20 protein-coding genes are annotated in these 24,511 nt (G+C 71.1%); 13 read left to right on the forward strand and 7 right to left on the reverse strand.

Features of this window, described 5'->3' with window-relative positions:
* The first annotated feature begins 219 nt into the window (after positions 1-219).
* Positions 220-1,683, forward strand: a complete 1,464-nt coding sequence (locus tag B073_RS0102085; protein ID WP_018536435.1) for a catalase — start codon at positions 220-222, stop codon at positions 1,681-1,683.
* Positions 1,684-1,764: 81 nt separating this feature from the next.
* Here B073_RS0102085 and B073_RS0102090 read toward each other — a convergent pair whose 3' ends face one another.
* Positions 1,765-4,104 carry a transglycosylase domain-containing protein gene (locus B073_RS0102090; protein ID WP_018536436.1) on the reverse strand — a complete coding sequence of 780 codons (2,340 nt, stop codon included), beginning with the start codon at positions 4,102-4,104 and terminating at the stop codon, positions 1,765-1,767.
* A gap of 292 nt (positions 4,105-4,396) precedes the next feature.
* Between B073_RS0102090 and B073_RS0102095 the strand changes: the two genes are divergently transcribed.
* From B073_RS0102095 to B073_RS0102130, 8 genes are all read left to right on the forward strand, one after another.
* Positions 4,397-5,353: an SPFH domain-containing protein gene (locus B073_RS0102095; protein ID WP_018536437.1), complete on the forward strand. Its 957-nt coding sequence runs from the start codon at positions 4,397-4,399 to the stop codon at positions 5,351-5,353.
* Entirely contained in the window at positions 5,350-5,637 is a 288-nt protein-coding gene (locus B073_RS0102100; RefSeq protein WP_018536438.1) for a hypothetical protein, read from the forward strand. Before B073_RS0102095 ends, B073_RS0102100 begins: the two co-directional genes overlap by 4 nt.
* Positions 5,638-5,820: 183 nt before the next feature.
* Entirely contained in the window at positions 5,821-6,507 is a 687-nt protein-coding gene (locus B073_RS0102105; RefSeq protein ID WP_018536439.1) for an ABC transporter ATP-binding protein, read from the forward strand.
* Positions 6,504-8,879, forward strand: coding sequence for an FtsX-like permease family protein (locus B073_RS0102110; RefSeq protein WP_234024969.1), 2,376 nt, complete (start codon positions 6,504-6,506; stop codon positions 8,877-8,879). Before B073_RS0102105 ends, B073_RS0102110 begins: the two co-directional genes overlap by 4 nt.
* A gap of 152 nt (positions 8,880-9,031) precedes the next feature.
* Positions 9,032-9,556: a PadR family transcriptional regulator gene (locus tag B073_RS0102115; RefSeq protein ID WP_018536441.1), complete on the forward strand. Its 525-nt coding sequence runs from the start codon at positions 9,032-9,034 to the stop codon at positions 9,554-9,556.
* The gene (locus B073_RS0102120) at positions 9,553-10,239 is read left to right on the forward strand and encodes an ABC transporter ATP-binding protein (protein WP_018536442.1); all 687 of its coding nucleotides are present in this window, start codon (positions 9,553-9,555) and stop codon (positions 10,237-10,239) included. The genes B073_RS0102115 and B073_RS0102120 overlap by 4 nt, the downstream gene beginning before the upstream one ends.
* Positions 10,236-12,656 (forward strand): FtsX-like permease family protein, encoded by a 2,421-nt coding sequence (locus tag B073_RS0102125; protein ID WP_018536443.1) that lies wholly within the window; start codon positions 10,236-10,238, stop codon positions 12,654-12,656. The genes B073_RS0102120 and B073_RS0102125 overlap by 4 nt, the downstream gene beginning before the upstream one ends.
* Positions 12,657-12,758: 102 nt before the next feature.
* Positions 12,759-13,382, forward strand: coding sequence for a Uma2 family endonuclease (locus B073_RS0102130; RefSeq protein WP_026246967.1), 624 nt, complete (start codon positions 12,759-12,761; stop codon positions 13,380-13,382).
* 6 nt (positions 13,383-13,388) lie between these two features.
* Here the strand turns inward: B073_RS0102130 and B073_RS0102135 are convergent, their stop codons facing one another.
* Complete coding sequence (locus B073_RS0102135; protein WP_086023746.1) at positions 13,389-14,348, reverse strand: hydrogen peroxide-inducible genes activator; 960 nt, start codon at positions 14,346-14,348, stop codon at positions 13,389-13,391.
* A 139-nt stretch (positions 14,349-14,487) separates the two neighbouring features.
* Between B073_RS0102135 and B073_RS0102140 the strand changes: the two genes are divergently transcribed.
* Positions 14,488-15,042 (forward strand): peroxiredoxin, encoded by a 555-nt coding sequence (locus B073_RS0102140; RefSeq protein WP_018536446.1) that lies wholly within the window; start codon positions 14,488-14,490, stop codon positions 15,040-15,042.
* A gap of 5 nt (positions 15,043-15,047) precedes the next feature.
* Positions 15,048-15,581, forward strand: a complete 534-nt coding sequence (locus tag B073_RS0102145) for an alkyl hydroperoxide reductase (protein WP_018536447.1) — start codon at positions 15,048-15,050, stop codon at positions 15,579-15,581.
* 110 nt (positions 15,582-15,691) lie between these two features.
* On the opposite strand, the gene B073_RS0102150 is transcribed toward B073_RS0102145, so the two are convergent.
* From B073_RS0102150 to B073_RS0102165, 4 genes are all read right to left on the reverse strand, one after another.
* The gene (locus tag B073_RS0102150; RefSeq protein ID WP_037810650.1) at positions 15,692-17,260 is read right to left on the reverse strand and encodes an AI-2E family transporter; all 1,569 of its coding nucleotides are present in this window, start codon (positions 17,258-17,260) and stop codon (positions 15,692-15,694) included.
* A 136-nt stretch (positions 17,261-17,396) separates the two neighbouring features.
* On the reverse strand, positions 17,397-18,092 hold the full coding sequence (locus B073_RS0102155) for a transglycosylase SLT domain-containing protein (protein WP_018536449.1): 696 nt from the start codon (positions 18,090-18,092) through the stop codon (positions 17,397-17,399).
* Between the two features lie 417 nt (positions 18,093-18,509).
* Positions 18,510-19,847 carry a PhoH family protein gene (locus B073_RS0102160; RefSeq protein ID WP_018536450.1) on the reverse strand — a complete coding sequence of 446 codons (1,338 nt, stop codon included), beginning with the start codon at positions 19,845-19,847 and terminating at the stop codon, positions 18,510-18,512.
* Positions 19,848-20,480: 633 nt separating this feature from the next.
* Positions 20,481-21,260 carry an isoprenyl transferase gene (locus B073_RS0102165; protein WP_018536451.1) on the reverse strand — a complete coding sequence of 260 codons (780 nt, stop codon included), beginning with the start codon at positions 21,258-21,260 and terminating at the stop codon, positions 20,481-20,483.
* 139 nt (positions 21,261-21,399) lie between these two features.
* Between B073_RS0102165 and mgrA the strand changes: the two genes are divergently transcribed.
* Positions 21,400-22,434: an L-glyceraldehyde 3-phosphate reductase gene (gene mgrA, locus B073_RS0102170; RefSeq protein ID WP_026246968.1), complete on the forward strand. Its 1,035-nt coding sequence runs from the start codon at positions 21,400-21,402 to the stop codon at positions 22,432-22,434.
* 723 nt (positions 22,435-23,157) lie between these two features.
* On the opposite strand, the gene B073_RS0102175 is transcribed toward mgrA, so the two are convergent.
* A complete protein-coding gene (locus tag B073_RS0102175) occupies positions 23,158-23,832 on the reverse strand; it encodes a DedA family protein (protein WP_018536453.1) in 675 nt (224 codons plus the stop codon).
* Between the two features lie 295 nt (positions 23,833-24,127).
* On the opposite strand from B073_RS0102175, the gene B073_RS0102180 reads away from it, so the two are divergent.
* Positions 24,128-24,496, forward strand: a complete 369-nt coding sequence (locus B073_RS0102180) for a YbjQ family protein (protein ID WP_018536454.1) — start codon at positions 24,128-24,130, stop codon at positions 24,494-24,496.
* The last annotated feature ends 15 nt before the right edge of the window (positions 24,497-24,511 follow it).

Consider the following 24,511-nt stretch of genomic DNA (forward strand, 5'->3'; position numbering starts at 1 on the left):
CCCGCACGCACGAGGGACCCCGTCCGGGATCGGGCGGGGTCCCGTCGTGTGTGCGGGCCGGACTCGTCCGATCGCCCGGGAGCCCGTGCCGACATGCCGCCATCGGCGTTGGCTGGTTGGGTGGGACGAAAGGGACACAAGGGACCGGCGGCCCGCGGACGGGACGGACGGCCCCCTTGCCGGCCCACCGCCAGTCATCGCACGGAAGGCATTCCTCCGATGTCCAGCACCGCCCAGAACGTCCCGCACACGACGACCAACACCGGCATCCCGGTGGAGAGCGACGAGCACTCGCTGACCGTGAGCCCGGACGGCCCGATCCTGCTCCAGGACCACTACCTGATCGAGAAGATGGCCCAGTTCAACCGGGAACGGGTCCCCGAGCGGGTGGTGCACGCCAAGGGCAGCGGCGCGTACGGCTCCTTCAGGGTCACCAACGACGTCAGCCAGTTCACCAAGGCGGACCTCTTCCAGCCCGGCAAGGAGACCGAGATGCTGGCCCGCTTCTCGACCGTCGCCGGTGAGCAGGGCTCCCCGGACACCTGGCGCGACCCGCGGGGCTTCGCCCTCAAGTTCTATACCGAGCAGGGCAATTACGACCTGGTGGGCAACAACACGCCGGTCTTCTTCGTACGGGACACGATCAAGTTCCAGGACTTCATCCGCTCCCAGAAGCGCCGTCCCGACAACGGGCTGCGCGACAACGACATGCAGTGGGACTTCTGGACGCTCTCGCCGGAGTCGGCCCACCAGGTCACCTGGCTGATGGGCGACCGCGGCATCCCCAAGACCTACCGGCACATGAACGGCTACGGCTCGCACACCTACATGTGGGTCAACGCGGGCGGCGAGAAGTTCTGGATCAAGTACCACTTCAAGACCGACCAGGGCATCGACTTCCTCACCCAGGCCGACGCCGACCGGCTGGCCGGCGAGGACGCCGACTACCACCGCCGGGACCTCTACGACGCCATCGAGAGCGGCAACGCCCCGTCCTGGACGCTCTATGTGCAGGTCATGCCGTTCGACGACGCCCCGGACTACCGCTTCAACCCGTTCGACCTGACCAAGGTGTGGCCGCACGGCGACTACCCGCTGATCGAGGTCGGCCGGATGACGCTCAACCGGAACCCGGAGGACTACTTCATCCACATCGAGCAGGCCGCGTTCGAACCGTCCAACATGGTGCCGGGCATCGGCCCGTCCCCGGACAAGATGCTGCTCGGCCGGCTGTTCTCGTACCCGGACACCCACCGGTACCGGATCGGCCCGAACTACGCGCAGCTGCCGCCCAACCGGCCGCATGTGCCGGCCCGTTCGTACGCCAAGGACGGCCCGATGCGGTTCGACCCGGCGCGGACGGGCCGGCCGTACGCGCCGAACTCCTACGGCGGTCCGGCGGCCGACACCCGGCACTACGGGGAGCCGGCGGGCTGGGAATCCAGCGGCGCGATGGTGCGCGAGGCGTACACGCTGCGCCGGGACGACGACGACTTCGGGCAGCCGGGCACGATGGTCCGCGAGGTGCTGGACGACGCGGCCCGCGAGCGGCTGGTCGGCAACGTCGCCGGGCACCTGCTGAACGGGGTGAGCCGGCCGGTGCTGGACCGGGCGCTCCAGTACTGGCGGAACATCGACAAGAACCTGGGCGACCGGATCGCCAAGAAGGTCAACGGCGGCTGATCCTCGCAGGCCCGCGGGAAGCGCGGCGGCCCGCACCCCCGTGGGGGCGCGGGCCGTGGTGCTGCCGGGTGGCCGGGCGGGTCAGCCGCCGAGGTTGTTCGGCAGGTTGCCGCCGGTGCCGTTGGTCCCGCCTGGGGTCCCAGTGGTACCGCCGTTGCCGGTGGTGCCCCCGTTGCCGGTGGTACCGCCGTTGCCCGTAGTACCCCCGTTACCGGTGGTCCCGCCGTTGCCGGTGGTGCCCCCGTTCGGCGGGCCGCCGGTGGTACCGCCGGTCGGCGGCGTGGGCCGGCCGGTCGGGCGCCCGGACTGGCCGTCCGACGGAGTGCCGCTCGGGGTCGGCGTGCCCGACGGGGAGTGCGTCGGGGTCGGCGTCGGGGTGGCCGGCGCGGACGGGGTCGGCGTGGGGGTGCTGGGCGGCGGCACCGCGGCGCCCATGTCGGTCTCCAGGTCGAAGTCGGCGCCGGTGTTGTCGCCGAGCGCGGCCTCGGTGTAGTCGGCCCAGACCTTCGCCGGGTAGCCGCCGCCGTTGACCCGGCCGCCGCCTCCGGTGCCCTTGAGGGTGACCTGCTTGCCGCCGGTGGGCGACTCGCCGAACATGCCGACGGCGGTGACCAGCTTGGGCGTGTAGCCCACGAACCAGGCCGACTTGTTGTCGTCGGAGGTGCCGGTCTTGCCCGCCGCCTTGTAGGCGGTGTTCTTCACGGCGTCCGAGGCGGTGCCGTCGTTGACCACGCCGGTCAGGACGGAGGTGATGGTGTCGGCGGTGGTGCGGGAGAGCACCCGGTCGCCGATCGGGTCCTTGAGCGGGACCTCCTTGTCGTTGCCGTCCTTGGCGTGGACGGCCTTGACGACGAGGGTCGGGGTGACCTTGATGCCGTGGTTGTCGAAGGTGGCGTAGGCGCCGGCCATCTGGAGCGGGCTGGCGCCCATGGTGCCCAGCGTCATGGCCGGCTGGACGTCCATCCTGGAGCCGTCCATGCCCAGGCCGACCGCGGTCTTCTTGACCTGGTCCAGGCCGACGTCGGCGCCCATCTGCGCGAAGACCGCGTTGACCGAGTTGTTGGTCGCCGTCTGGACGGTGATCCGGCCGTAGGTGTGCTCGTCCTCGTTCGGCGGCGCGAAGGGCGTGGTGCCGCCGACCACCGGACGGCGGTTGCGGCCGTCGTAGATCGCGTTCGGGGTGATCGGGGCGCCGCCCTGGGTCTGCGCGTGGTTCTCCATGGCCGACGCCAGGATGATCGGCTTGAAGGTGGAGGCCGGCTGGTAGTCGGAGCGGGTGGCGTTGTTGATGTAGTGGTTCGGGTAGCCGGCTCCGCCGTAGAGCGCCACGACGTACCCGGTCTTCGGGTCCACCGAGGTGGCGCCGAGCTGGACGTCCTTGTCGACCTCGCGCCGGTCGGGCTTGAGGTCGTCGGTGAGCTTGCGCTTGACCGATTCCTCCAGCGCCTTCTGGCGGTTCTTCTCGATGCCGAGGGTGACCGTCCACCCGCCGGCTTCGAACTCGTTCTCGTCGACGCCCTGGGCGAAGAGTTCCTTCTTCGCCGCGCTGATGATGTAGCTGGCCTGGCCGGTCAGACCGGGCAGCGGCTTGGGCGGCTTGGGCACCGGGAACTTCAGCTTGGCGCGCTGCTCGGGCGAGAGCCACTTCATCTCGACCATGTTGTTCAGCGTGTAGGCCCAGCGCTCCTGGACGCGCTGCTTGCCGGCGTCGGAGGCGATGGCCCAGTCGTACTGGTTGGGCGCCTGGAGCAGCGAGGCGAGGTAGGCGCCCTGCGCGACGGTGAGCTTGTCGGAGTCCACGCCGTAGTACGCCTGCGCGGCCGCCTGGATGCCGTAGGCGCCGCGGCCGTAGAAGCTGGTGTTGATGTAGCCGGCGAGGATGTCGTCCTTGGAGAACTTCTGGTCCACCTTGAGGGAGATGACGATCTCCTGGAGCTTGCGGGAGACCGTCTGCTCCTGGCTCAGGTAGTAGTTCTTGACGTACTGCTGGGTGATCGTCGAGCCGCCCTGCTTGCCCTTGCCGCTCAGCGTGTTGAGGATGCCGCGGAGGGTGCCCTTCAGGTCCACGCCGGAGTCGTTGTAGAACGTCTTGTTCTCGGCGGCGACGAAGGTGTGCTGGACGTCCTTGGGTATCCGGCTCAGCGGGACGGTCTCGCGGTTGACCTGGCCGGTGCGCGCCATGACCGAGCCGTCCGCGTACTTGAAGACGTTGCTCTGGAGCTTGGCCTGCTGGTTGCCCTCGGGCACCCCGACGTACAGGTACAGGCCGATGAAGCCGAGAATCCCCAGCAGGCAGACGCCGAGGACGGCCCCGAGGATCTTCTTCCAGGTGAAGAGGCGGCGTATGCCGGACTTCTTCTCGTTCTTTCCGCTCCGGCGGGCGCTGCCCTGCCGCGCCCGCCTCGCGTTCGCTCGGCCCATCGCTCGTGCAACTCCAGTCGTTCCGCCCCCGGCATAACTCAGCTGTTGAAGCTAACACCGCATCTGACAACAAATACTCATCGATCAAGGCTTTTCCCTACGTGACATACAGCACGGGGACGGCACGCAACCGTTGGGGCACCTGACCGCATCCCGCTGGACCGCAGCAGGCCAGCGGGTTAAAGTGATAGCAGTTTGCTAGACCAGTGAGAGCACGCACTGCGGCACACATCACGCGCCGCACTCTGCGCCGCCGAAGACACGAAGAAGAAAACGAAGAAACGGGGACCCCATGACCGATCCGACACCCTCCGCCGCCCCCGCCGCCTCCGCGGACACCCCGGAAATGCCGGCGCCACAGGTCCGCGAGCGGGCCGCGCACAGCATCCCGGGCGGACTGGCGCTGCTGCTGACCGTCCTGGGCGTCGCCCTCGGTATCGCCGTGATCGCCGTCGGCGGCGTCCTGGGCAACGCCGGCCACAACGCCGCCGCGGTCCCCCTGGTGCTCGTCGGCATCCTGCTCCTGGTGGGCTCGCTCTTCTGCATGACCGGCGTGAAGATGGTCGCGCCCGGCGAGGCCCGGGTGATCCAGCTCTTCGGGCGGTACGTCGGCACCATCCGCACCGACGGCCTGCGGTGGGTCAACCCGCTCACCTCGGCCCGCAAGATCTCCACCCGGGTCCGCAACCACGAGACCTCGGTCCTGAAGGTCAACGACGCCTACGGCAACCCGATCGAGCTGGCCGCGATCGTCGTCTGGAAGGTGGCGGACACCGCCCAGGCGCTCTTCGAGGTCGACGACTTCCTGGAGTTCGTCGCCACCCAGACCGAGGCGGCCGTCCGGCACATCGCCATCGAGTACCCCTACGACGCCCACGACGAGGAGGGCCTCTCGCTGCGCGGCAACGCCGAGGAGATCACCGAGAAGCTGGCCGTGGAGCTGACCGCCCGGGTCCAGGCCGCCGGTGTGCAGATCATCGAGACCCGCTTCAGCCACCTCGCCTACGCCCCGGAGATCGCCTCCGCGATGCTCCAGCGGCAGCAGGCCGGCGCGGTCGTCGCGGCCCGGAAGCAGATCGTCGAGGGCGCGGTGGGCATGGTCGAGTCGGCCCTGGAGCGCATCAACGAGCAGGGCATCGTCGAGCTGGACGAGGAGCGCAAGGCCGCCATGGTCAGCAATCTGATGGTGGTGCTGTGCGGCGACCGCGCCGCCCAGCCCGTCCTGAACACGGGCTCGCTCTACCAGTGAGTCCGGACGCCCCTCAGGAGCCGGGCGCCGACCGTGAACGGCCCGCCGGCCGCCGGCCGCAGCAGCGCAAGCAGGTGCTGCTGCGGCTGGACCCGCTCCTCCACGACGCCCTCAACCGCTGGGCCAACGACGAACTCCGCAGCACCAACGCCCAGATCGAGTTCCTCCTGCGCAAGGCCCTCACCGAGGCCGGCCGCCTCCCCCGCGGCGTAGGCGCCCCGCCCCGCCGCGGCCGGCCGCCGAAGGCCCGCCCGGAGGAGCCGCCGGAGGGCGTCGGCGGATAACGGGAGACCGCCGGGACCCGTCCATATCGAGGCCCGTCCATATATGGATGAATGCCCGCCGGGAGCGCACCTATACACGGTAGGTATACACCTCGTGTAGAGTGCGGCGCATGCCCCGGCCGCCGCTGTCGTTCGCGCGGCCGGTCGTCGGCATGTTCCGTTCGTACTCCCGGAGGCCCGTCCATGACCCCGGCCGGTTTTCTGCTCGAAGCCCGTGCGCTGCGCAAGGCGTACGGGCCCACGCCCGCGCTCGACGGGGCGGACTTCGCCGTCCGTCCCGGCGAGGTGGTCGCCGTCATGGGCCCGTCCGGGTCCGGCAAGTCGACGCTGCTGCACTGCCTCGCCGGGATCATCCGTCCCGACTCCGGCGCGGTCCGGTACGGGGAGCACACCCTGACCGCGCTCGGCGATGCGCGGTGCAGCGCATTGCGCCGCTCCGACTTCGGCTTCGTCTTCCAATTCGGCCAGCTGGTACCGGAGTTGACGTGCCTGGAGAACGTCGCCCTGCCGCTGCGGCTGAACGGCACCAAGCGCAAGGAGGCCGAGCGGCGGGCCCGCGAGTGGCTGGTGCGGCTGGAGGTGGACGGCGTCGCGGCCAAGCGGCCCGGTGAGATCTCCGGCGGCCAGGGCCAGCGGGTCGCGGTCGCCCGCGCACTGGCCACCACGCCGCGGGTGGTCTTCGCCGACGAGCCCACCGGCGCCCTGGACTCCCTCAACGGCGAGCGGGTGATGCGACTGCTGACCGACGCCGCCCGGGACACCGACGCGGCCGTGGTGCTGGTGACCCACGAGGCGCGGGTGGCCGCGTACGCCGACCGGGAGGTCGTGGTGCGGGACGGCATCGCCCGGGAGATGGCGGGCGCGGCATGAGCGTCGAGAGCAGGACGATGACGGGGCTGCGCGGCTGGAGCCGGGATCTCGGGACCGGGATGCGGTTCGCGGTCGGCGGCGGCCGCGAGGGCTGGGTCCGAACGCTGCTGACCGCGCTGGGCGTGGGACTGGGCGTGGCGCTGCTGCTCGCGGCCGCGTCGATACCGACCATGATGGCGGCGCGGTCCCAGCGCGGCGACGCCCGGCTTCCGATGGAGAGCGAGCAGTCGCTGCCGCCCTCGGCGGCGACGCTGGTCGCGGCGGAGGCGGACACCGACTTCCGCGGCGATTCCGTACGGGGCATGCTGCTGCGGCCCGACGGCGACCGGGCCCCCACCCCGCCCGGGGTGCCCGCGCTGCCACGGCCGGGCGAGATGGTGGTCTCCCCCGCGCTGCGCGCGCTCCTCGGCTCGCCGGAGGGCCGACTGCTGCGCGAGCGGCTGCACTTCACGGACGTGGGAACGATCGGGCAGGCGGGCCTGATCGGCCCCGCCGAGCTGGTCTACTACGCCGGCAGCGCCACGCTGACCGCGGACGACGGGGGCCGGCGGATCGCCGGGTTCGGCACCCGGACGGAGCGCGACCCGCTGGACCCGCTGCTGCTGACGCTGCTGGTCGTCGGCTGTGTGGTGATGCTGATGCCGGTCGCGCTCTTCATCGCCACGGCCGTGCGGTTCGGCGGGGAGCGCCGGGACCGCCGGCTGGCGGCACTGCGGCTGATCGGCGCCGACGTGCGGATGACCCGGCGGACGGCGGCCGGCGAGGCCCTGTTCGGGGCGGTGTGCGGGCTGGCCGTGGGAGCCGTGCTGTTCCTGGTGGGCCGGCAGCTCGTCGGCGGCGTCACCGTCTGGGACGTCAACGTCTTCCCGTCCGACATGACGCCGGTCCCGGGCCTGGCGGCACTGGTCCTGCTCGCCGTACCGCTGTCCGCGGTCGGGGTCACGCTCTTCGCGCTGCGCCGGGTGAGCATCGAGCCGCTGGGCGTCGCACGGGAGGGCGCCGGGCGCCGGCGCCGGCTGTGGTGGCGGCTGCCGTTCCTGGTGTTCGGGCCGGCGCTGATGCTCTTCTACGGGAGGGGCGTCGGGCACGACGCCGGGCTCGATCATCCGTATCCGGTGGCGGGCGGCGCGGCGCTGTTCCTGCTGGGGGTGACGCTGCTGCTGCCGTGGGCGGTGGACGCGGCGGTGGCGCGCTTCCGGGGCGGACCGGTGCCCTGGCAGCTGGCCGTGCGGCGGCTCCAGCTCAGTGGAGGTGCGGCCGCCCGCGCGGTCAGCGGTATCACCGTCGCGGTCGCCGGGGCGATCGCGCTCCAGCTGTTCTTCTCCGCCATCCAGGGCGACTTCATGAAGGCCACCGGGCAGGACGCGAGCCGGGCGCAGCTGCGCACGATGCTCCCGTCCCACGACGTCGGCACGATCCGGAAGATGATCAGCGAGTTCCGTGCGACCGAGGGCGTCCGCGGCGTCATCGCGGCCATCGACGCCTCCGCCTCCCGGCCCGGCCCGCTCCGCGCGGGCGAGGAGTTCCGCCCGAGCACGATGGTCACCGTCGGCGACTGCGCCAGCCTGCGCGAGCTGGCACACACCGGCCCCTGCAAGGACGGCGACGTCTTCGTCGTCAAGGACGGCACCGGCTCGGTCGACACCGGCTACCTCGCCAAGACGGCGCGGCCCGGCGCCACCGTGGACTTCGCCATGGACGACGGGTCCGGCACTGCGCCGCGCCCTCCGCGGCTGTGGACCGTCCCGCGATCGGCCCGCACGGTCGAGTCCCGCACGGACCCCACGGGGCGGACGGTCTTCGGCCTGATGGCCACGCCGGGCGCCCTGGACCTGAAGCTGCTGGACGGGCCGGTGGCCCGCGCCATGGTCAAGATCGACCCGGGGGTACCGGACGCCGTCGAGCACGTCCGGAACACCGCGGCCCGGATCGACCCGCAGACCAGGGTCTTCACGCTCCAGAACGTCGCGCGCGACAAGCAGTTCACCAGCCTGCGGACCGGTCTGCTGGTCGCCGCCACCGCGACCCTGGCGCTGATCGCGGCCGGCATGCTGGTGACGATGGTGGAGCAGCTGCGCGAGCGCCGCCGGCTGCTGTCCGTCCTGGTCGCCTTCGGCACCCGGCGGGCCACGCTGGCCTGGTCGGTGCTGTGGCAGACCGCCGTTCCGGTCGCCCTGGGGCTGGCCCTGGCGGTGGCCGGCGGTGCCGGGCTGGGCCTGGCGCTGCTGAAGCTGGCCGGCAAGTCCTCCTTCGACTGGTCGGTGATCTGGCCGCTGACCGCCGCCGGGGGCGGCCTGGTCCTGATGGTGACGCTGCTCAGCCTGCCGCCGCTGTGGCGGATGATGCGTCCGGACGGGCTGCGGACGGAATGAGCTGAGTGAGCGGAGTGAACGGGCAGGCGGGCGGTGGTGCGGGGCGGCGGCCGGCGGAAGACCGCGGCAACCGCCCCGCCCCCGCCCCTCCCCGGTCCCCGTATACAACGCGCGTATACACCAGCGTTACACCCCCGAGTAAGGTGGTCGGCATGTCAATCGGTCATACGCTGCTGGGCCTCCTGGAGTCCGGCCCCCGCCATGGCTACGACCTCAAGCGGGCCTTCGACGAGCACTTCGGGCAGGACCGCCCGCTGCACTACGGGCAGGTCTACTCCACGATGTCCCGGCTGCTGAAGAACGGCCTCGTCGAGGTGGACGGCGTGGAGGCCGGCGCGGGACCGGAGCGCAAGCGGTACGCCATCACGGACGCCGGGATCACCGACGTCGCCCAGTGGCTGGCCCGGCCGGAGAAGCCCGAGCCGTACCTCCAGTCGGTCCTCTACACCAAGGTCGTACTGGCCCTGCTGACCGACCGGGACGCCGCCGAGCTGCTCGACTCCCAGCGCACCGAGCACCTCCGGCTGATGCGCGGCCTGACCGAGCGCAAGCGCACCGGGGACCTCGCCGACCAGCTGATCTGCGACCACGCCCTGTTCCACCTGGAAGCCGATCTGCGCTGGCTGGAGCTGACCGCCGCCCGCCTGGACAAACTCGCGGAAGCGGTCGGCGCATGACGCCCGAGGGATCCCTGCTCGCCGCCGAGGGGCTGTGCAAGGCGTACGGGCCCACGCCCGCCCTGGACGGCGCGGACTTCTCGATCCACCCCGGCGAGGTCGTCGCCGTCATGGGTCCCTCCGGGTCCGGCAAGTCGACGCTGCTGCACTGCCTCGCCGGCATCGTCCGCCCGGACTCCGGCACCGTCCGCTACGGCCCGCACACCCTCACCGACCTCGGCGACGCCCAGCGCAGCGCACTGCGCCGCACCGACTTCGGCTTCGTCTTCCAATTCGGCCAGCTGGTACCGGAGTTGACGTGCCTGGAGAACGTCGCCCTGCCGCTGCGGCTGAACGGCACCAAGCGCAAGGAGGCCGAGCGGCAGGCCCGCGAGTGGCTCGCGCGGCTGGAGGTCGACGGCGTCGGCGCACAGCGGCCCGGTGAGATCTCCGGCGGCCAGGGCCAGCGGGTCGCGGTCGCCCGCGCACTGGCCACCACACCCCGCGTGGTCTTCGCCGACGAACCCACCGGCGCCCTGGACTCCCTCAACGGCGAACGGGTGCTGACCCTGCTCACCGACGCCGCCCGGGACACCAACGCGGCCGTGGTGCTGGTCACCCACGAGGCCCGGGTCGCCGCCTACTCCGACCGCGAGATCGTCGTCCGGGACGGCCGGGTGAAGGACATGGCGGGCCGGATATGACCCTGCTCCGCTCGCGGCCGCAGGGCGAGCGGGACTCCGCGGTACCCGCGCTGCCGCCCGCGACGCCGCGCACCGGCCCGGCCACCTGGGCCCGCGACCTCGTCATGGGCATGCGGTTCGCGGCCGGCGGCGGGCGGGAGGGCTGGATCCGCACCACGCTGACCGCCGCCGGGGTCGCCCTCGGGGTGGCGGTGCTGCTGTTCTGCGCCTCCGCGCCGCATCTCATGAACGCCTGGCACGGCCGGGAGAAGGCCCGCGAGAACCTCGGTCAGGCACACCCGCCGCCGCCCGGCGACCGCACCCTCCTCTACGCCCACACGGACACCGTCTTCCACGGCACCGCCGTCCGCGGCCGGCTGGTCCGCCCGGACGGCGCGCACCCGCCGGTGCCGCCCGGCGTCCACCACCTCCCCGGCCCCGGCGAGATGGTGGTCTCGCCGGCCCTGAAGGACCTGCTGGCCGACCCCGGCAACGCACTGCTGCGCGAGCGCCTGAGCAGCTATCGGATCGTCGGCGTGATCGGCGCCGAGGGCCTCCAGGGCCCGCGGGAACTCACCTACCTCGCACACGGCGACACCCTCACCGAGGGCACCGCCGGCCGCATCGACCACTTCGGCAAGAGCTGGGAGCCACGGCCGCTGACCACCCCCGGCCTGGTCCTGGTGATCATGACGTGTGTGGCGCTGATGACGCCGGTGATGGTCTTCATCGGCACCTCCGTGCGCTTCGGCAACGAACGCCGGGAACGCCGCCTGGCCGCCCTCCGCCTGGTCGGCGCCGACGTCCGCACCACCCGCCGGATCGCCTCCGGCGAGGCGCTGTTCGGCTCGCTGCTCGGGCTGCTGGGCGGCGGCGCGCTGTTCCTCGCCGGCCGCCGGCTGGCCCCGTCCATCTCCCTGTGGGACATCAACGTCTACCCCTCGGACGTCACCCCCGGCCCGCTCGCCGCGCTGCTGATCACCGTCCTGGTGCCGACCGCCGCCGTCCTGGTCACCCTGGTCGCCCAGCGCGGCGTCACCGTCGAACCGCTCGGCGTCGTCCGCAACCGCCCGCCGGTCCGCCGCCGGCTGTGGTGGCGCGTCGCGCTGCCGGTCGCCGGCGCGGCCCTGCTCGTCCCGATGGCGATCCGGCCGGGCCCGATCGACAACCCGCTCGCCACCACCCGCCTCGCCGCCGGCGCCACGCTGCTGCTGTTCGGTGTCACCGCGCTGCTGCCCTGGCTGGTCGACCGGGTCGTCGGCCGGCTGCGCGGCGGCCCGGTCCCGTGGCAACTGGCGGTCCGCCGGCTCCAGCTCAGCAGCGGCCCGGCGACCCGTGCGGTCAGCGGCATCACCGTCGCGCTGGCCGGCGCCGTCGCCATCCACATGCTGATGACCGGCTCGCAGGCCGGTTACGCCGCCGCGTACGCCGAGTCCGGACGAGTGCCGCAGATCAGCTTCTGGGGCCACACGGACGGCTGGCGGCACACCGAACGGGCGCTGACCGCGCTGCGCAACACCCCCGGGGTCACCTCCGCCCGCGGCCTGGTCACCGCCGACGCCGGCGAGCTGCCCGCCCCGGGCCGCGATCCGAACTACGACTACCACGCCATCATCGCCGTCGGCAGCTGCGCCGAGCTGCGCAAGGTCGCCGAGCTGCCGTCCTGCCGGGACGGCGACGCCTTCGTCACCGACGCCGACCGCACCGCGCCGAGCCAGACCAGCGTCACTCCCGGCGCCACCCTCGACCTCAACCCGGCGGAGAACTACGGCGGGCCCAGCAAGGCGCCCCGCCCCTGGACGGTCCCGCCGTCTGCCCGCGCCGCCCACCTCACCGCCGTCGAGGACGGCCACCCCCTCTTCTACGACCTGCTCCTGACCCCCTCGGTCCTCGACGCGTCCCAGCTCTCCAGGCCCGACATGCAGCTCCTCGTCCGCTTCGACCGCGGCACCCCCGACGCCGTCGAGCACGTCCGCAACACCGCGGCCAGGATCGACCCGACGATGCTGGAGGGCTCCTCCCTCGACAACCCGCACGACCGGCAGTACGACGGCATCCGCACCACGGTCTTCATCGGCGCGGTGATCACCCTGCTGCTGATCGGCGCGGGCCTGATCATCTCCACCGTCGAGCAGCTCTACGAACGCCGCCGGCTGCTCTCCACCCTCGACGCGTACGGCACCCGCCGCGCCACGCTCGGCTGGTCCGTCCTGTGGCAGACGGCGCTACCGGTCGCCCTCGGCCTGACCCTGGCGCTGGCCTGCGGACTCTCTCTGGGCTCCCTGCTGCTCACCGTCATCGGCAGCGACGTGATGGTCGACTGGCCGGTGGTCGCCGGCATGCTCGGCATCGGCGGCGGCGTGATCCTCTTCGTCACCGCCCTGAGCCTGCCGCCGCTGTGGCGGATGATGCGGCCGGACGGCCTGCGCACGGAGTGACTGTCCTCGTGTCCCCGAACGAATGAACATTGTCGTACGGGACGAGAGCGGCCGCCTCTGCCTACGATGATGGCCTCGACACCAGCCCACGGGAGGCACGCAATGTCCGCAGCAGCTGTCGAGCGTCCGCATGCGCCTGCCCAAAAGCCGCTGACGCTCCTTGAGCAGGCCGACCAGCTCATGGAGCAGCTTCCGGGCTTCCGCGTCGAGATTCTCGGAGGCGTTCTCACCGTGACCCCACCCGCAGACCCCGGCCACGCGTTCGGGCTGTCCTGCCTCAGGCGCCCGTTCGTCGCGGCAGGCTTGGACGGCGGCGATACGGCGATCCTCGAAGGGCTCGGCCTGTGGCTGGGCGGCCCTTCCGACTTCGCCGTCCCTGACCTCTCTGTCGTGGACGCCGATGTCCGTCACCATGTCGTCAAGTACGAATGCTGCGACCCAGCGGTGTTCCGGATGGTCCTGGAGGTCACGTCCGGGAACTACGCCAACGACCTGTGCACCAAGGTAGCTGCCTACGGTGCGGCGAAGGTGCCCGTGTATGTGATCGTCGACCGCAAGCACGAGCGTCTCCACGTCCTCACCGAACCCATCGAGGACGGCTACGGCATGCACCGCATCCATGTGCCCGGGGAGAAGGTCACCCTCCCGGAGTCGATCGGCGCCGAAGTCACCCTGGACGTCACACAGGTCCTGGATGATTCCCGGCGCATCCCCCCGCGCCGCTGACGTTCCTCACCCCTCCACAACCCGCACCGGCAACCCCCGCATCGCCCCCCGCAACGCCGCCGCGAACTCCTCGAACTCCGGCTGCCGGGCCGAGCCGCTGCGCATGGCCAGGGCGATTCGCCGGGACGGTGCCGGGTCCGCGAAGTAGCCCGTGGTCAGCAGGTCGTTGCGGGCGGTTTCGACGCGAAGGGCCGTACGCGGCAGGAGAGTTACCCCCAGGCCACCGGCCACCAACTGCACCAGCGTGGACAGCCCGGCCGCACTCGTCGTCACCGGCGTGTTCTCCTCCCTTCCCGCCTCGCGGCAGATGTCCAGGGCCTGGTCGCGCAGGCAGTGCCCCTCGTCCAGCAGCAGCAGGTCCAGTTCCTTGAGCGCCTCGCGGGGGATGTCACCGCGGCCGCCGAGCCAGTGTTCCTTGGGCGCGACCAGCACGAAGTCCTCGTCGAACAGCGGGATTTCGGTGACCTGCGGGACGCCGAGCGGCACCGCGAGCAGCAGCAGGTCCAGCCGGCCGTGCGCCAGGCCGTCCAGCAGCGAGGTGGTCTGCTCCTCGTGGACCTGGAGGTCGAGGTCCGGGTAGGTGTCGTGGACCAGCCGCAGCACGGCGGGCAGCAGATACGGGGCGACGGTCGGGATGACACCGAGGCGGAGCACGCCGGTGAACGGCGCACGGGCCGCCTCCGCCTCCTCCATCAGCGCGCCGACCGCGTCCAGGACCGCCCGGGCGCGCGCCGCCACCCGCTCCCCCGCCGGTGAGAGCAGCACCTTGCGGGTCGTACGCTCCAGGAGCTGGACGCCGAGGGTCTCCTCCAGTGCGGAGACGGCGCCGGAGAGCGCGGGCTGGCTCATGCCGATCTCGGCCGCCGCCTCCCGGAAGTGCAGATGCTCGGCGACCGCGGCGAAGGCCCGCAGCTGGGCCAGGCTGGGCTGGCGGGGGCGCCCGCCGGGGGTCATGGGAGAAGCCACTGATAACCACCTCCGATCAACATCCACAAGTCTAACTATTTCCCTGATCAATGCCTGCTGTGGCACTGTGGGTCTCGTCCAAGCCTCACAGAATGCCCCGAACAACCCCAAAGGGGCTTTCTAGCAACAAGGAGAGCGCGTGCTCACTGTCGGTGACAAGTTCCCTGAGTTCGACCTGACCGCCTGCGTCTCGCTGGAGAAGGGCAAGGAGTTCGAGCAGATCAACCACAAGACCTACGAGGGCAAGTGGAAGATCGTGTTCGCGTGGCCCAAGGACTTCACCTTCGTGTGCCCCACCGAGATCGCCGCCTTCGGCAAGCTGAACGACGAGTTCGCCGACCGTGACGCCCAGGTCCTCGGCTTCTCCGGCGACTCCGAGTTCGTGCACCACGCCTGGCGCAAGGACCACCCGGACCTGACCGACCTGCCCTTCCCGATGCTGGCCGACTCGAAGCACGAGCTGATGCGCGCGCTGGGCATCGAGGGCGAGGACGGCTTCGCGCAGCGCGCCGTCTTCATCGTCGACCAGAACAACGAGATCCAGTTCACCATGGTGACCGCCGGCTCCGTCGGCCGTAACCCCAAGGAGGTCCTGCGGGTCCTGGACGCCCTGCAGACCGACGAGCTGTGCCCCTGCAACTGGAGCAAGGGCGAGGACACCCTGGACCCGGTCGCCCTGCTGGCTGGTGAGTGAGACCCATGGCTCTCGATGACCTCAAGTCCGCGGTTCCGGACTACGCCAAGGACCTGAAGCTGAACCTCGGTTCGGTGATCGGCAACTCCGACCTGCCGCAGCAGCAGCTGTGGGGCACGGTGCTCGCCTGCGCGATCGCCTCGCGCTCCCCGAAGGTGCTGCGCGAGCTGGAGCCGGAGGCGAAGGCCAACCTCTCCGCCGAGGCGTACACCGCCGCCAAGTCGGCCGCGGCCATCATGGCGATGAACAACGTCTTCTACCGGACGCGCCACCTGCTCTCCGACCCGGAGTACGGCAACCTCCGCGCCGGTCTGCGGATGAACGTCATCGGCAACCCGGGCGTGGACAAGGTCGACTTCGAGCTGTGGTCGCTCGCGGTCTCCGCGATCAACGGCTGCGGCATGTGCCTGGACTCGCACGAGCAGGTCCTGCGCAAGGCCGGTGTCGAGCGCGAGACGATCCAGGAGGCCGTCAAGATCGCGGCCGTCCTGCAGGCCGTCGGCGCCACCCTCGACGCCGAGGCCGCCCTCGCCGAATAAGGCGCACGGCAGCAGGCCCCTGAACGCAAACCCCCGCGGACCTCGTGTCCGCGGGGGTTTCGTGCGTACGGGCGGAGTGAGCGAGCCCCCGTCGGGCCGCCGGCAGCGCCCTATTCGTCCGCCGACGTCCGGGAGCGGCGCGGCAGGGTCGGGGCCACGCCGAGGGCGGTCGCGCCGCGCGGTGGCACCGTCATCCGCAACGCCTGCTCCCTGGAGTACGTGCGGAGATAGCCGACGACGGTGTTGGTCACGGCCACCAGCGGGACCGCCACCACCGCGCCGCCGATGCCGCCGATCAGGCTGCCCGCGGCGACCGAGAGGATCACCGCCAGCGGATGCACCCGGACCGCCCGGCCCAGGATGAAGGGCTGGAGCACATGGCTCTCGATCTGGTTCACCGCCAGCACCACCGCCAGCACCAGCAGCGCCGTGAAGACGTCCTGGGTGACCAGCGCGATCACACACGCCAGCGCGCCCGAGACCACCGCGCCGATCAGCGGCACGAAGGCGAACAGGAAGATGAAGACGGCGAGCGGCACGGCCAGCGGCACATCGAGGAAGTACAGCCCGACGCCGATGAAGAAGGCGTCGATCAGCGCCACCAGGACCGTGCCGCGAATGTACGCGGTCAGCGTCCGCCAGGCGCGCGGGCCGGCGCCCGCCACGCCCCCGCGGGCCGCGGCCGGCACCAGCTTGAGCGTCCACTCCCAGATGCGCCGGCCGTCGTAGAGCAGGAACAGCGTGGTGAACATCGCCAGCAGGATGCCGGTGAACATCTCCAGGACGACCGTGACGCCCTCCAGGCCGGCCGAGGTGATCGCCTCGGTGTTGGCGCCGATCGCGTCCTGGAGGTTCTTGGCGATGTGGTTGATCTGGCTCTCGGTCACATGGAACGGGCTCTTGAGCAGCCAGCCCTTCAGCTCGGTGATGCCCTCCTGGATGCGGCTGGACACCGAGTCGATGTTGTCCTGGACCTGCCATACGACGAACCAGCCGACCAGGCCCATCACCACGAAGCCGCCGATGAAGGTCAGCGCGGTGGCCGGTCCGCGCGGCACGTTGCGCCGGCGCAGCCATGCCACCGTCGGCTGGAGCAGCGCCGTGATCAGCAGCGCCGCGACGAACGACAGCACCACCAGCGAGATGGTGGTGATCACCTTCGCCAGCACCCACACCGTCCCGGCCAGCACCAGCAGCCGCCAGCCGGCCTCGGCCGCGACCCGGACGCCCCAGGGCACCGCCGACACCGGGTCCGGTGGGGCGGCGACGGCCGGCGCGTAGGTCGGCGGCGCGGGGACGGACTCGTGCGCAGGGGCCGCGGGCTCCGGCTCCAGCTGCGGCTGCGCCCGCTCCCCCGGCCCCGCCGGCCGCGGCGCATGCTTCACGGTATCCACGGACCCGGCGGCGTCGGCGATGTCGGCGGCGTGGGCGGCGTCGGCGGCGGGCATCGCGTCCGGCCCCCAAGTGGCCGTCCCGGTGCGCCCGTCCGGCACGCGCTCCGCCGGGATGCGCGGGCCGCGCCCGTCCGGGGCGACGGCGCGCCCGGCCCGCCCCAGCTCGTCCGCGTCTTCGGCCGCGGCCGCGGCGGCCTCGGCGCGCCGGCGCTGTTCCTCCAGCCGCTGCGAGAGCCGCGTCAGGCCGGCGCCCAGGCCACCGACCCACTGAGGCAATCTGGACATGTAGCTTCCTCTTCCCCGCCCTTGCGGCAATGTGACGCCTCGACGTTACCTGTGCCGCACGCGCGAAACCCCCGACGCGTCGCGTTCGGGGGTTTCGGAGCGCTGTGGCGCGGCCGGCGAGGGCCTGGCGCGCGGCCTAGTACCAGCTGTTGGCCTGCCAGAACGACCAGGCACCGCAGGGGCTGCCGTACCGGCTGTTCATGTAGTTCAGGCCCCACTTGATCTGGGTGGCCGGGTTGGTCTGCCAGTCGGACCCGGCGGAGGACATCTTGGAGCCGGGCAGCGCCTGGACGAGGCCGTACGCGCCGGAACCGGAGTTGGTGGCGCGGTAGTTCCAACCGGACTCGCGCTCCACGATGTTGCTGAAGCACTGGAACTGGTCGGAGGCGACCATCTGGCGCGCCATCGCCTGCGTCTCGGCGATGGTGTAGGAAGCCTTCGCGACGAAGTCACTGGCGTCGCGCACGGCCGAGCGGGAGGCGGCCAGCGCCTTCTCGCGCTCCTTGGCCTGCTTCTCCGCCTTGTCCTTGTCGGCCTGGTCCTTCTTGTTCTGCGCGGTCTCCGCGGCCGCCTTGCGGGCCGACTCCTGTGCGGACTTCAGTGCCGCCACATCCGCCTGGGTGGACGCCGAGTCCGCCTGCTGCGTCAGCGGCGCCGTCTGCACCTGGGCCTGCTGGCCCGCGGGGATGTCGGCGATCGTCGCGTCGGCGGCCGTTGCCTCGGTGTTGCCGACCGACGCCTGGCTGCCCGATGCGACGCCGACGACGGCGCCGACGGTGGTGACCGCGGTGGCGGAGGCCACTGCGAATCCCCGGACCGAGATCCGGCTCACACGATTTCCTTCCAGCATCGCCCGCTTAGGTGACCTCGCGGGCGCAATCGTGCCCCTGGCGCTGACCTCCCCTTGTTCCGGCGCCTGTTGAGCGGTGGCGCCGACTGGTCACGGGAGGCACTGGCCCGGTGCGTCCCCTGGGGGTCCGCGTGGTGCTCGGGCGGCATACGGCAACTCGCTATGAAGTTCGGGTCGTCCATACACCCCGGGGGGTGGGTCTGGGCCGTATGCGGGGCCTGACAGGACCCAGACTCTGCCCGAACGGGCTACCGGGAGGCAATTCCCCACCGGGTGTGAAAGCTCACACCTCGTTTGCTCCTCGGGATTTCCGGATATTCGAGCGCACACGAGCGCCGCCCGGCTAAGCTCCTTCGCTTCTCCGGGCGGCGCCACGCTCTCAACTACCGGCACAACCGGTCAGATCCGACCGTCCTCCAGCATTTCGGTCACCAGCGCGGCGATCGGCGAGCGTTCCGAGCGGTTGAGCGTGACGTGCGCGAAGAGCGGATGCCCCTTCAGCTTCTCCACGACGGCGACCACTCCGTCGTACCGCCCGACTCTGAGGTTGTCGCGCTGAGCGACGTCATGGGTGAGCACGACCCGGGAATTGGCCCCGATCCGGGACAGAACGGTCAGCAGGACGTTCCGTTCCAAGGACTGGGCCTCGTCCACGATGACGAACGCGTCGTGCAGTGACCGGCCGCGGATGTGGGTCAGCGGCAGCACCTCCAGCATCCCGCGGGAGACCACCTCCTCGATGACGTCCTTGGTGGTCACCGCGGACAGCGTGTCGAAGACCGCCTGCGCCCAGGGACTCATCTTCTCCGCCTCGGTGCCCGGCAGATAGCCCAGCTCCTGCCCGCCGACCGCGTACAGCGGGCGGAAGACCATCACCTTGCTGTGCTGCCGGCGTTCCAGCACCGCCTCCAGACCGGCGCACAGCGCCAGCGCCGACTTGCCCGTGCCGGCCCGGCCGCCCAGCGAGAGGATGCCGACCTCCGGGTCGAGCAGCAGGTCCAGCGCGATCCGCTGCTCGGCGCTGCGGCCGTGGATGCCGAACGCCTCCCGGTCGCCGCGCACCAGCCGGACCGCGCCCTCCGGGGTGACCCGGCCCAGGGCCTTGCCGCGCTCGGACTGCAGCACCAGCCCGGTGTGCACCGGGAGTTCGTCCGCGCCCGGGACGTGGGCGGTCTCGGCGGCGAAGAGGTCGTCCACCTGCTCCGCGGAGAGGGCGAGTTCGGCCATGCCGGTCCAGCCGGAGTCGGTGATGGCCAGCTCGGCGCGGTACTCCTCGGCCAGCAGCCCCACCGAGGACGCCTTGATGCGCATCGGCAGGTCCTTGGAGACGACGGTGACGTCGAATCCCTCGGCCTGGAGGTTGCGGGCGACCGCGAGGATCCGCGAGTCGTTGTCGCCCAGCCGGCTGTGCCCGTTGAGGAAGGCGGCGGGCAGCAGTCCCGGGTCGGAGTGGTTGAGTTCGACCCGGAGCGTCCCGCCGAGTTCCCCGATGGGGATGGGGGCGTCCAGCCGCCCGTACTGCACCCGGTACTCGTCCAGCCGGCGGAGCGCCTGGCGCGCGAAGTACCCGAGCTCGGGATGGTGCCGCTTGGCCTCCAACTCCGTGACCACGACGACCGGCAGCACCACCTCGTGTTCGTCGAAGCGGGACATGGCGGCCGGATCCGCCAACAGGACGCTGGTGTCGAGTACATAGGTGCGCCGGTCGCTCTCACGGCGCTTCTTGCTGTTCACCACGGGTGGACGAACCCCCTCGGATGAGGTCGGGGTGCGACGACGTCGCCGGGGACAGGGCCGGGTTCTGGCCACGCTGCGCGGGCCGAACGCCGGCCCTCCGCGTCGTCCGTGCAATCCGCACGATCGTCCGTGATGCGCAAAGGGCCTCCCGGGCGGACGGCCCCATGCCGCCCGCTGAGATCCGGCACCCGAGGCTTGTTGTTCCGGGCACCGACCTGCCAGGGATATTCCCTTCAACTCCCGCACCCATGCCACGGCATATGACACACGCTCGATGAACCTTTGGTTACAGATGCCCGCTGACCGGCGGAAAGACGGGCGAAGCAGCCGCCGGCCACAGGCCCGGCACCCGGAAGCACCCCCGGCGGAGGGGCGCCGGAGGGGGCGTCAGGGGAGGCACCGTCAGGGCACGGGACGCGCGGCCCGTGAGCCCGCGTTCCCGGGGCGTCACCGGTGCCCGCCCGGCGCCGGGCTACGACCCACCGCTCCGGAAGTTGGCCGGATCACACCCCACAAGCTGGCCGGAACCTTGCCTCGCAGATGTCCGACACCCGCCGCCCCGGAGGCCGGTCCCGGGCGGAAGGAGGGGGACGGCGACCGGCTCCGGGCGTGCTCTCCGGGTGCGGACCGGGCTCAGTTGCCGTAGCGGCGGTGCCGGGCCGCGTAGTCGCGCAGGGCCCGCAGGAAGTCGATCTTCCGGAACGCCGGCCAGAAGACCTCGCAGAAGTAGTACTCGGAGTGCGCGCTCTGCCAGAGCATGAAGCCGGACAGCCGCTGCTCGCCGCTGGTGCGGATCACCAGGTCCGGGTCCGGCTGTCCCCGGGTGTAGAGGTGCTCCGAGATCAGGTCGATGTCGACGATCTCGGCCAGCTCCTCGAAGCTCGTCCCGCGCTCGGCGTGCTCCAGCAGCAGCGAGCGCACCGCGTCCGCGATCTCCTGGCGGCCGCCGTAGCCGACCGCGACGTTCACCAGGATTCCCTGGTTGTCGGCGGTGTCCTGCTCGGCCTGCTTGAGCACCCGCTGGGTCGCGTCGGGCAGCAGATCGCGGTTGCCGACGTGGTGCACCCGCCAGCGGCCGTCCGCGGCCAGGCCACGCACGGTGTTCTCGATGATCCCCAGCAGGGGGTTCAGCTCGGCCGGCGGCCGGTCGAGGTTGTCCGTCGAGAGCAGCCAGAGCGTGACGACCTCGACGTCGGTCTCCGCGCACCACCCCAGCAGCTCGCTGATCTTGGCCGCACCCGCCTGGTGGCCCTGCTCCGTCGACAGTCCGTCGGCCCGCGCCCAGCGACGGTTGCCGTCCAGGATGACCCCGATGTGCTTGGGCACCTGGGCGTGGTCCAGGCGGCCCTCCACCCGGCGGGCGTACAGCCGGTAGACAAGGTCGCGCAGTGCAGGCGGATACGGGATGCGCATCCCGGAAGATCGCAGCATGTGTGGTCCAGCCCCTCCGTGCCGATGGCCTTCGCCCCGTCGCCTAAGGGGGCAACTTTACTTCTCGGCTGTCTCAACAGCCCAATCAGGTATGTCACAAGTCCGTGATAGGGAGAGCACCATGACCACTGGCTCTGACTACCGCGCAGCGGATTCACGCTATGCCTCCATGGAGTACCGGCGCACCGGCCGCAGCGGCCTCAAACTCCCCGCTATCTCCCTCGGACTCTGGCACAACTTCGGGGACGACCGCACCCTCAGCTCCCAGCGGGCCATTCTGCGTCGCGCCTTCGACCTGGGCATCACCCACTTCGACCTGGCCAACAACTACGGTCCGCCGCCCGGGTCCGCCGAGCTGAACTTCGGAAAGATCTTCGCCCAGGACTTCCGCGGCTACCGCGACGAGCTGATTCTCTCGACAAAAGCCGGATATCTGATGCACCCCGGCCCTTACGGCGAATGGGGCTCCCGGAAATATCTGCTCTCGTCGCTGGATGCCTCGCTGAAGCGGATGGGGGTCGATTACGTCGATATCTTCTACTCGCACCGCTTCGATCCGGACACCCCGCTGGAGGAGACGATGGGCGCGCTGGCGTCCGCCGTCCAGCAGGGCAAGGCGCTGTACGTCGGGGTCTCCTCCTACAACACGGAGCAGACCCGCGAGGCGGTCCGCATCCTGCGTGAGATGGGGGTGCGCCCGCTGATCCACCAGCCCTCGTACTCGATGATCAACCGCTGGATCGAGGACGACGGCCTGCTGGACACGGTGGCCGACGCGGGCATGGGGTGCATCGCGTTCGCCCCGCTGGCCCAGGGCATGCTCACCGACAAGTACCTCAACGGCGTCCCCGAGGGCTCGCGGGCGGCGCAGGGCAAGTCCCTGGACCCGAACCTCCTCACCGACGAGGTCGTCCGCCGCCTCCGCGGCCTCGACGAGATCGCGGCCGGCCGCGGCCAGTCCCTGGCACAGCTCGCGCTGAACTGGGTCCTGCGGGACCCGCGGATGACCTCCGCACTGATCGGCGCCAGCAGCGTGGCCCAGCTGGAGACGAACGTCACGGCCCTCGCCGCGCCCGCGATCACCGACGCGGAGCTCGCGGAGATCGACAAGTTCGCGGAGACGACGGAGGGCGTGAACATTTGGGCTCGGCGGTGACGCGTTCGCTTGGCTTGCCTCCCACGTAGCCGGCGCCCCCGCCGTAGGGGTTCGCCTTCTTGCGCCTGGCGGCGCGGTGCCGCTGCGCTTGGCTGGCTTCCCACGTTGCCGGGTTCCCCGCCGTGGCGCCTGGCGGCGGGCGTTATCCGCTGCGCGGGGCTGTCGGGTGCGGTGCGATTCCGCTGCGCGGGGCTGTCGGGTGCGGTGCGATTCCGCTGCGCGGGGCTGTCGGGTGCGGTGCCGGGCCTGGGGGGCTGGGGGTGTGTCCGGACTGCTTCGCTTTACGTCCGGACACACCCCCAGCCCCCCAGCCCCGTCCCCTCCCGTTGAGGGTCGGATTACAGGCCGGTTGGGGCTTATGCCCGGTGGGCCAGTACAGGCCCCGGACTGATGGGTGACCCGCAGCCCCAGACCGATGGGCGACCGCCAATTGTCAGGCAACCGTCAATTGATAAACGGCCCGCGCCGGACCACTCACACACACGCCCCACCCACCGTCTTTCCCACCCCCAACGGGAGGGGACGGGCCGGAGGGGCAGGGGTGTGCCGGACGTAAAGCGAAGCAGTCCGGCACACCCCTGCCCCGCAGGCCCGGCACCGCGGCCGAACAGCCCCGCGCAGCGGATACCAAGCCCGCGCAGCGGGCCGGAACCGCGCCGCCAGGCGCAAAAGGCGAACCCTTACGGCGGGGAGGCCGAAAACGTGGGAAGGCCCGACCAAGCGTCAGCGCTTCGCGTGGCGGCCCCGCGCCTGCGCGCGACTCGCCGGTGCCGCCGGCGCAGCCTTCTTACGGGCGCGGAGGAACTCGATGGCGACCGGCACCACGGAGCACAGCACGATCACGACGAGGATCAGCTCGATGTTCTTGTGGACGAACTCGACGTTGCCCAGCGCCGCGCCCAGCAGCGTCACGCCGGCGCCCCACAGCGTGCCGCCGATGATGTTGAAGATGATGAAGGAGCGGTACTGCATCCGGCTCACGCCCGCGATGATCGGCGTGAAGGTCCGCACGATGGGCACGAAACGGGCCAGGATCAGCGACTTCGGGCCGTGCTTCTGGAAGAAGTCGTGCGCCTTCTCGACGTTCTCCTGCTTGAAGAGCCGGGAGTCGGGGCGGCTGAAGAGCGCCGGGCCGACCTTGCGGCCGAAGAGATAGCCGGCCTGGTCGCCCAGCACGGCCGCCAGCACCACCAGCGTGCACACCAGCCACAGCGGCTTGTCGATCTTGCCCGTGGTCACCATCAGGCCGGTGGTGAACAGCAGCGAGTCCCCGGGCAGGAAGAAGCCGATCAGCAGGCCGGACTCCGCGAAGACGATGAGCAGGACGCCGATCAGGCCGAAATTCGTGATCAAGTAGTCCGAGTTCAGCCACTGGGGGCCGAGCGCGAGAGTATTCACGGGGTGAAGGCTCCTGGGTCGAGGGCGCCCGGCTCGAGCGGTGCGACGAGCTGAAGCGAGGGTGCAGGCGCGGTGTGCGGCCCAAAGCTATCAACGGACTATGACGTGCCGTGGTTCCAGGCGCAGCCCCCGGTCACGGCTCCGGGGCGGCACCGGAGCCGCGTTCGACGACGGGTGCCGGAGGCCAGCCGCTCCCCCGCCGGCTCCTTTCGCACCCACCCGAGCGCGCCCGACCGCTGGCCGCTCCCGCCGGTCCGGGTGATCCTGACCGGAGGAACGGCAGGAGGTGCGGAGCATGGGCATCGAGGAGTACGGCGGCGGACAGCACGCCCAGTCCGACGTCCTGGTCGTGACGACCAACGACGTACCGGGGTTTCACGTGAAACAGGTGATCGGCGAGGTCTTCGGCCTCACGGTGCGCTCCCGGCACCTCGGCAGCCAGATCGGCGCGGGCCTGAAGTCGATGATCGGCGGTGAGCTGCGCGGCCTGACCAAGACGCTCGTCCAGACCCGCAACCAGGCCATGGAACGCCTGGTGGAACAGGCCCGCTCCCGCGGTGCCAACGCCGTGCTGATGTTCCGCTTCGACGTCACCGAGGCCGCCGATGTCGGCACCGAGGTCTGCGCGTACGGCACGGCCGTGGTGCTGGAGCCCCAGGGCTGAACGCCGTCGGCGCCC

This window comes from Streptomyces sp. MspMP-M5 (assembly GCF_000373585.1).
GTDB lineage: Bacteria > Actinomycetota > Actinomycetes > Streptomycetales > Streptomycetaceae > Streptomyces.

Coding starts and splice junctions, on each gene's coding strand:
- B073_RS0102085 (WP_018536435.1), top strand. CDS start 220: ATGTCCAGCACCGCCCAGAACGTCCCGCACACGACGACCAACACCGGC.
- B073_RS0102090 (WP_018536436.1), bottom strand. CDS start 4,104: ATGGGCCGAGCGAACGCGAGGCGGGCGCGGCAGGGCAGCGCCCGCCGG.
- B073_RS0102095 (WP_018536437.1), top strand. CDS start 4,397: ATGACCGATCCGACACCCTCCGCCGCCCCCGCCGCCTCCGCGGACACC.
- B073_RS0102105 (WP_018536439.1), top strand. CDS start 5,821: ATGACCCCGGCCGGTTTTCTGCTCGAAGCCCGTGCGCTGCGCAAGGCG.
- B073_RS0102110 (WP_234024969.1), top strand. CDS start 6,504: ATGAGCGTCGAGAGCAGGACGATGACGGGGCTGCGCGGCTGGAGCCGG.
- B073_RS0102115 (WP_018536441.1), top strand. CDS start 9,032: ATGTCAATCGGTCATACGCTGCTGGGCCTCCTGGAGTCCGGCCCCCGC.
- B073_RS0102120 (WP_018536442.1), top strand. CDS start 9,553: ATGACGCCCGAGGGATCCCTGCTCGCCGCCGAGGGGCTGTGCAAGGCG.
- B073_RS0102125 (WP_018536443.1), top strand. CDS start 10,236: ATGACCCTGCTCCGCTCGCGGCCGCAGGGCGAGCGGGACTCCGCGGTA.
- B073_RS0102130 (WP_026246967.1), top strand. CDS start 12,759: ATGTCCGCAGCAGCTGTCGAGCGTCCGCATGCGCCTGCCCAAAAGCCG.
- B073_RS0102145 (WP_018536447.1), top strand. CDS start 15,048: ATGGCTCTCGATGACCTCAAGTCCGCGGTTCCGGACTACGCCAAGGAC.
- B073_RS0102150 (WP_037810650.1), bottom strand. CDS start 17,260: ATGTCCAGATTGCCTCAGTGGGTCGGTGGCCTGGGCGCCGGCCTGACG.
- B073_RS0102165 (WP_018536451.1), bottom strand. CDS start 21,260: ATGCGCATCCCGTATCCGCCTGCACTGCGCGACCTTGTCTACCGGCTG.
- mgrA (WP_026246968.1), top strand. CDS start 21,400: ATGACCACTGGCTCTGACTACCGCGCAGCGGATTCACGCTATGCCTCC.
- B073_RS0102180 (WP_018536454.1), top strand. CDS start 24,128: ATGGGCATCGAGGAGTACGGCGGCGGACAGCACGCCCAGTCCGACGTC.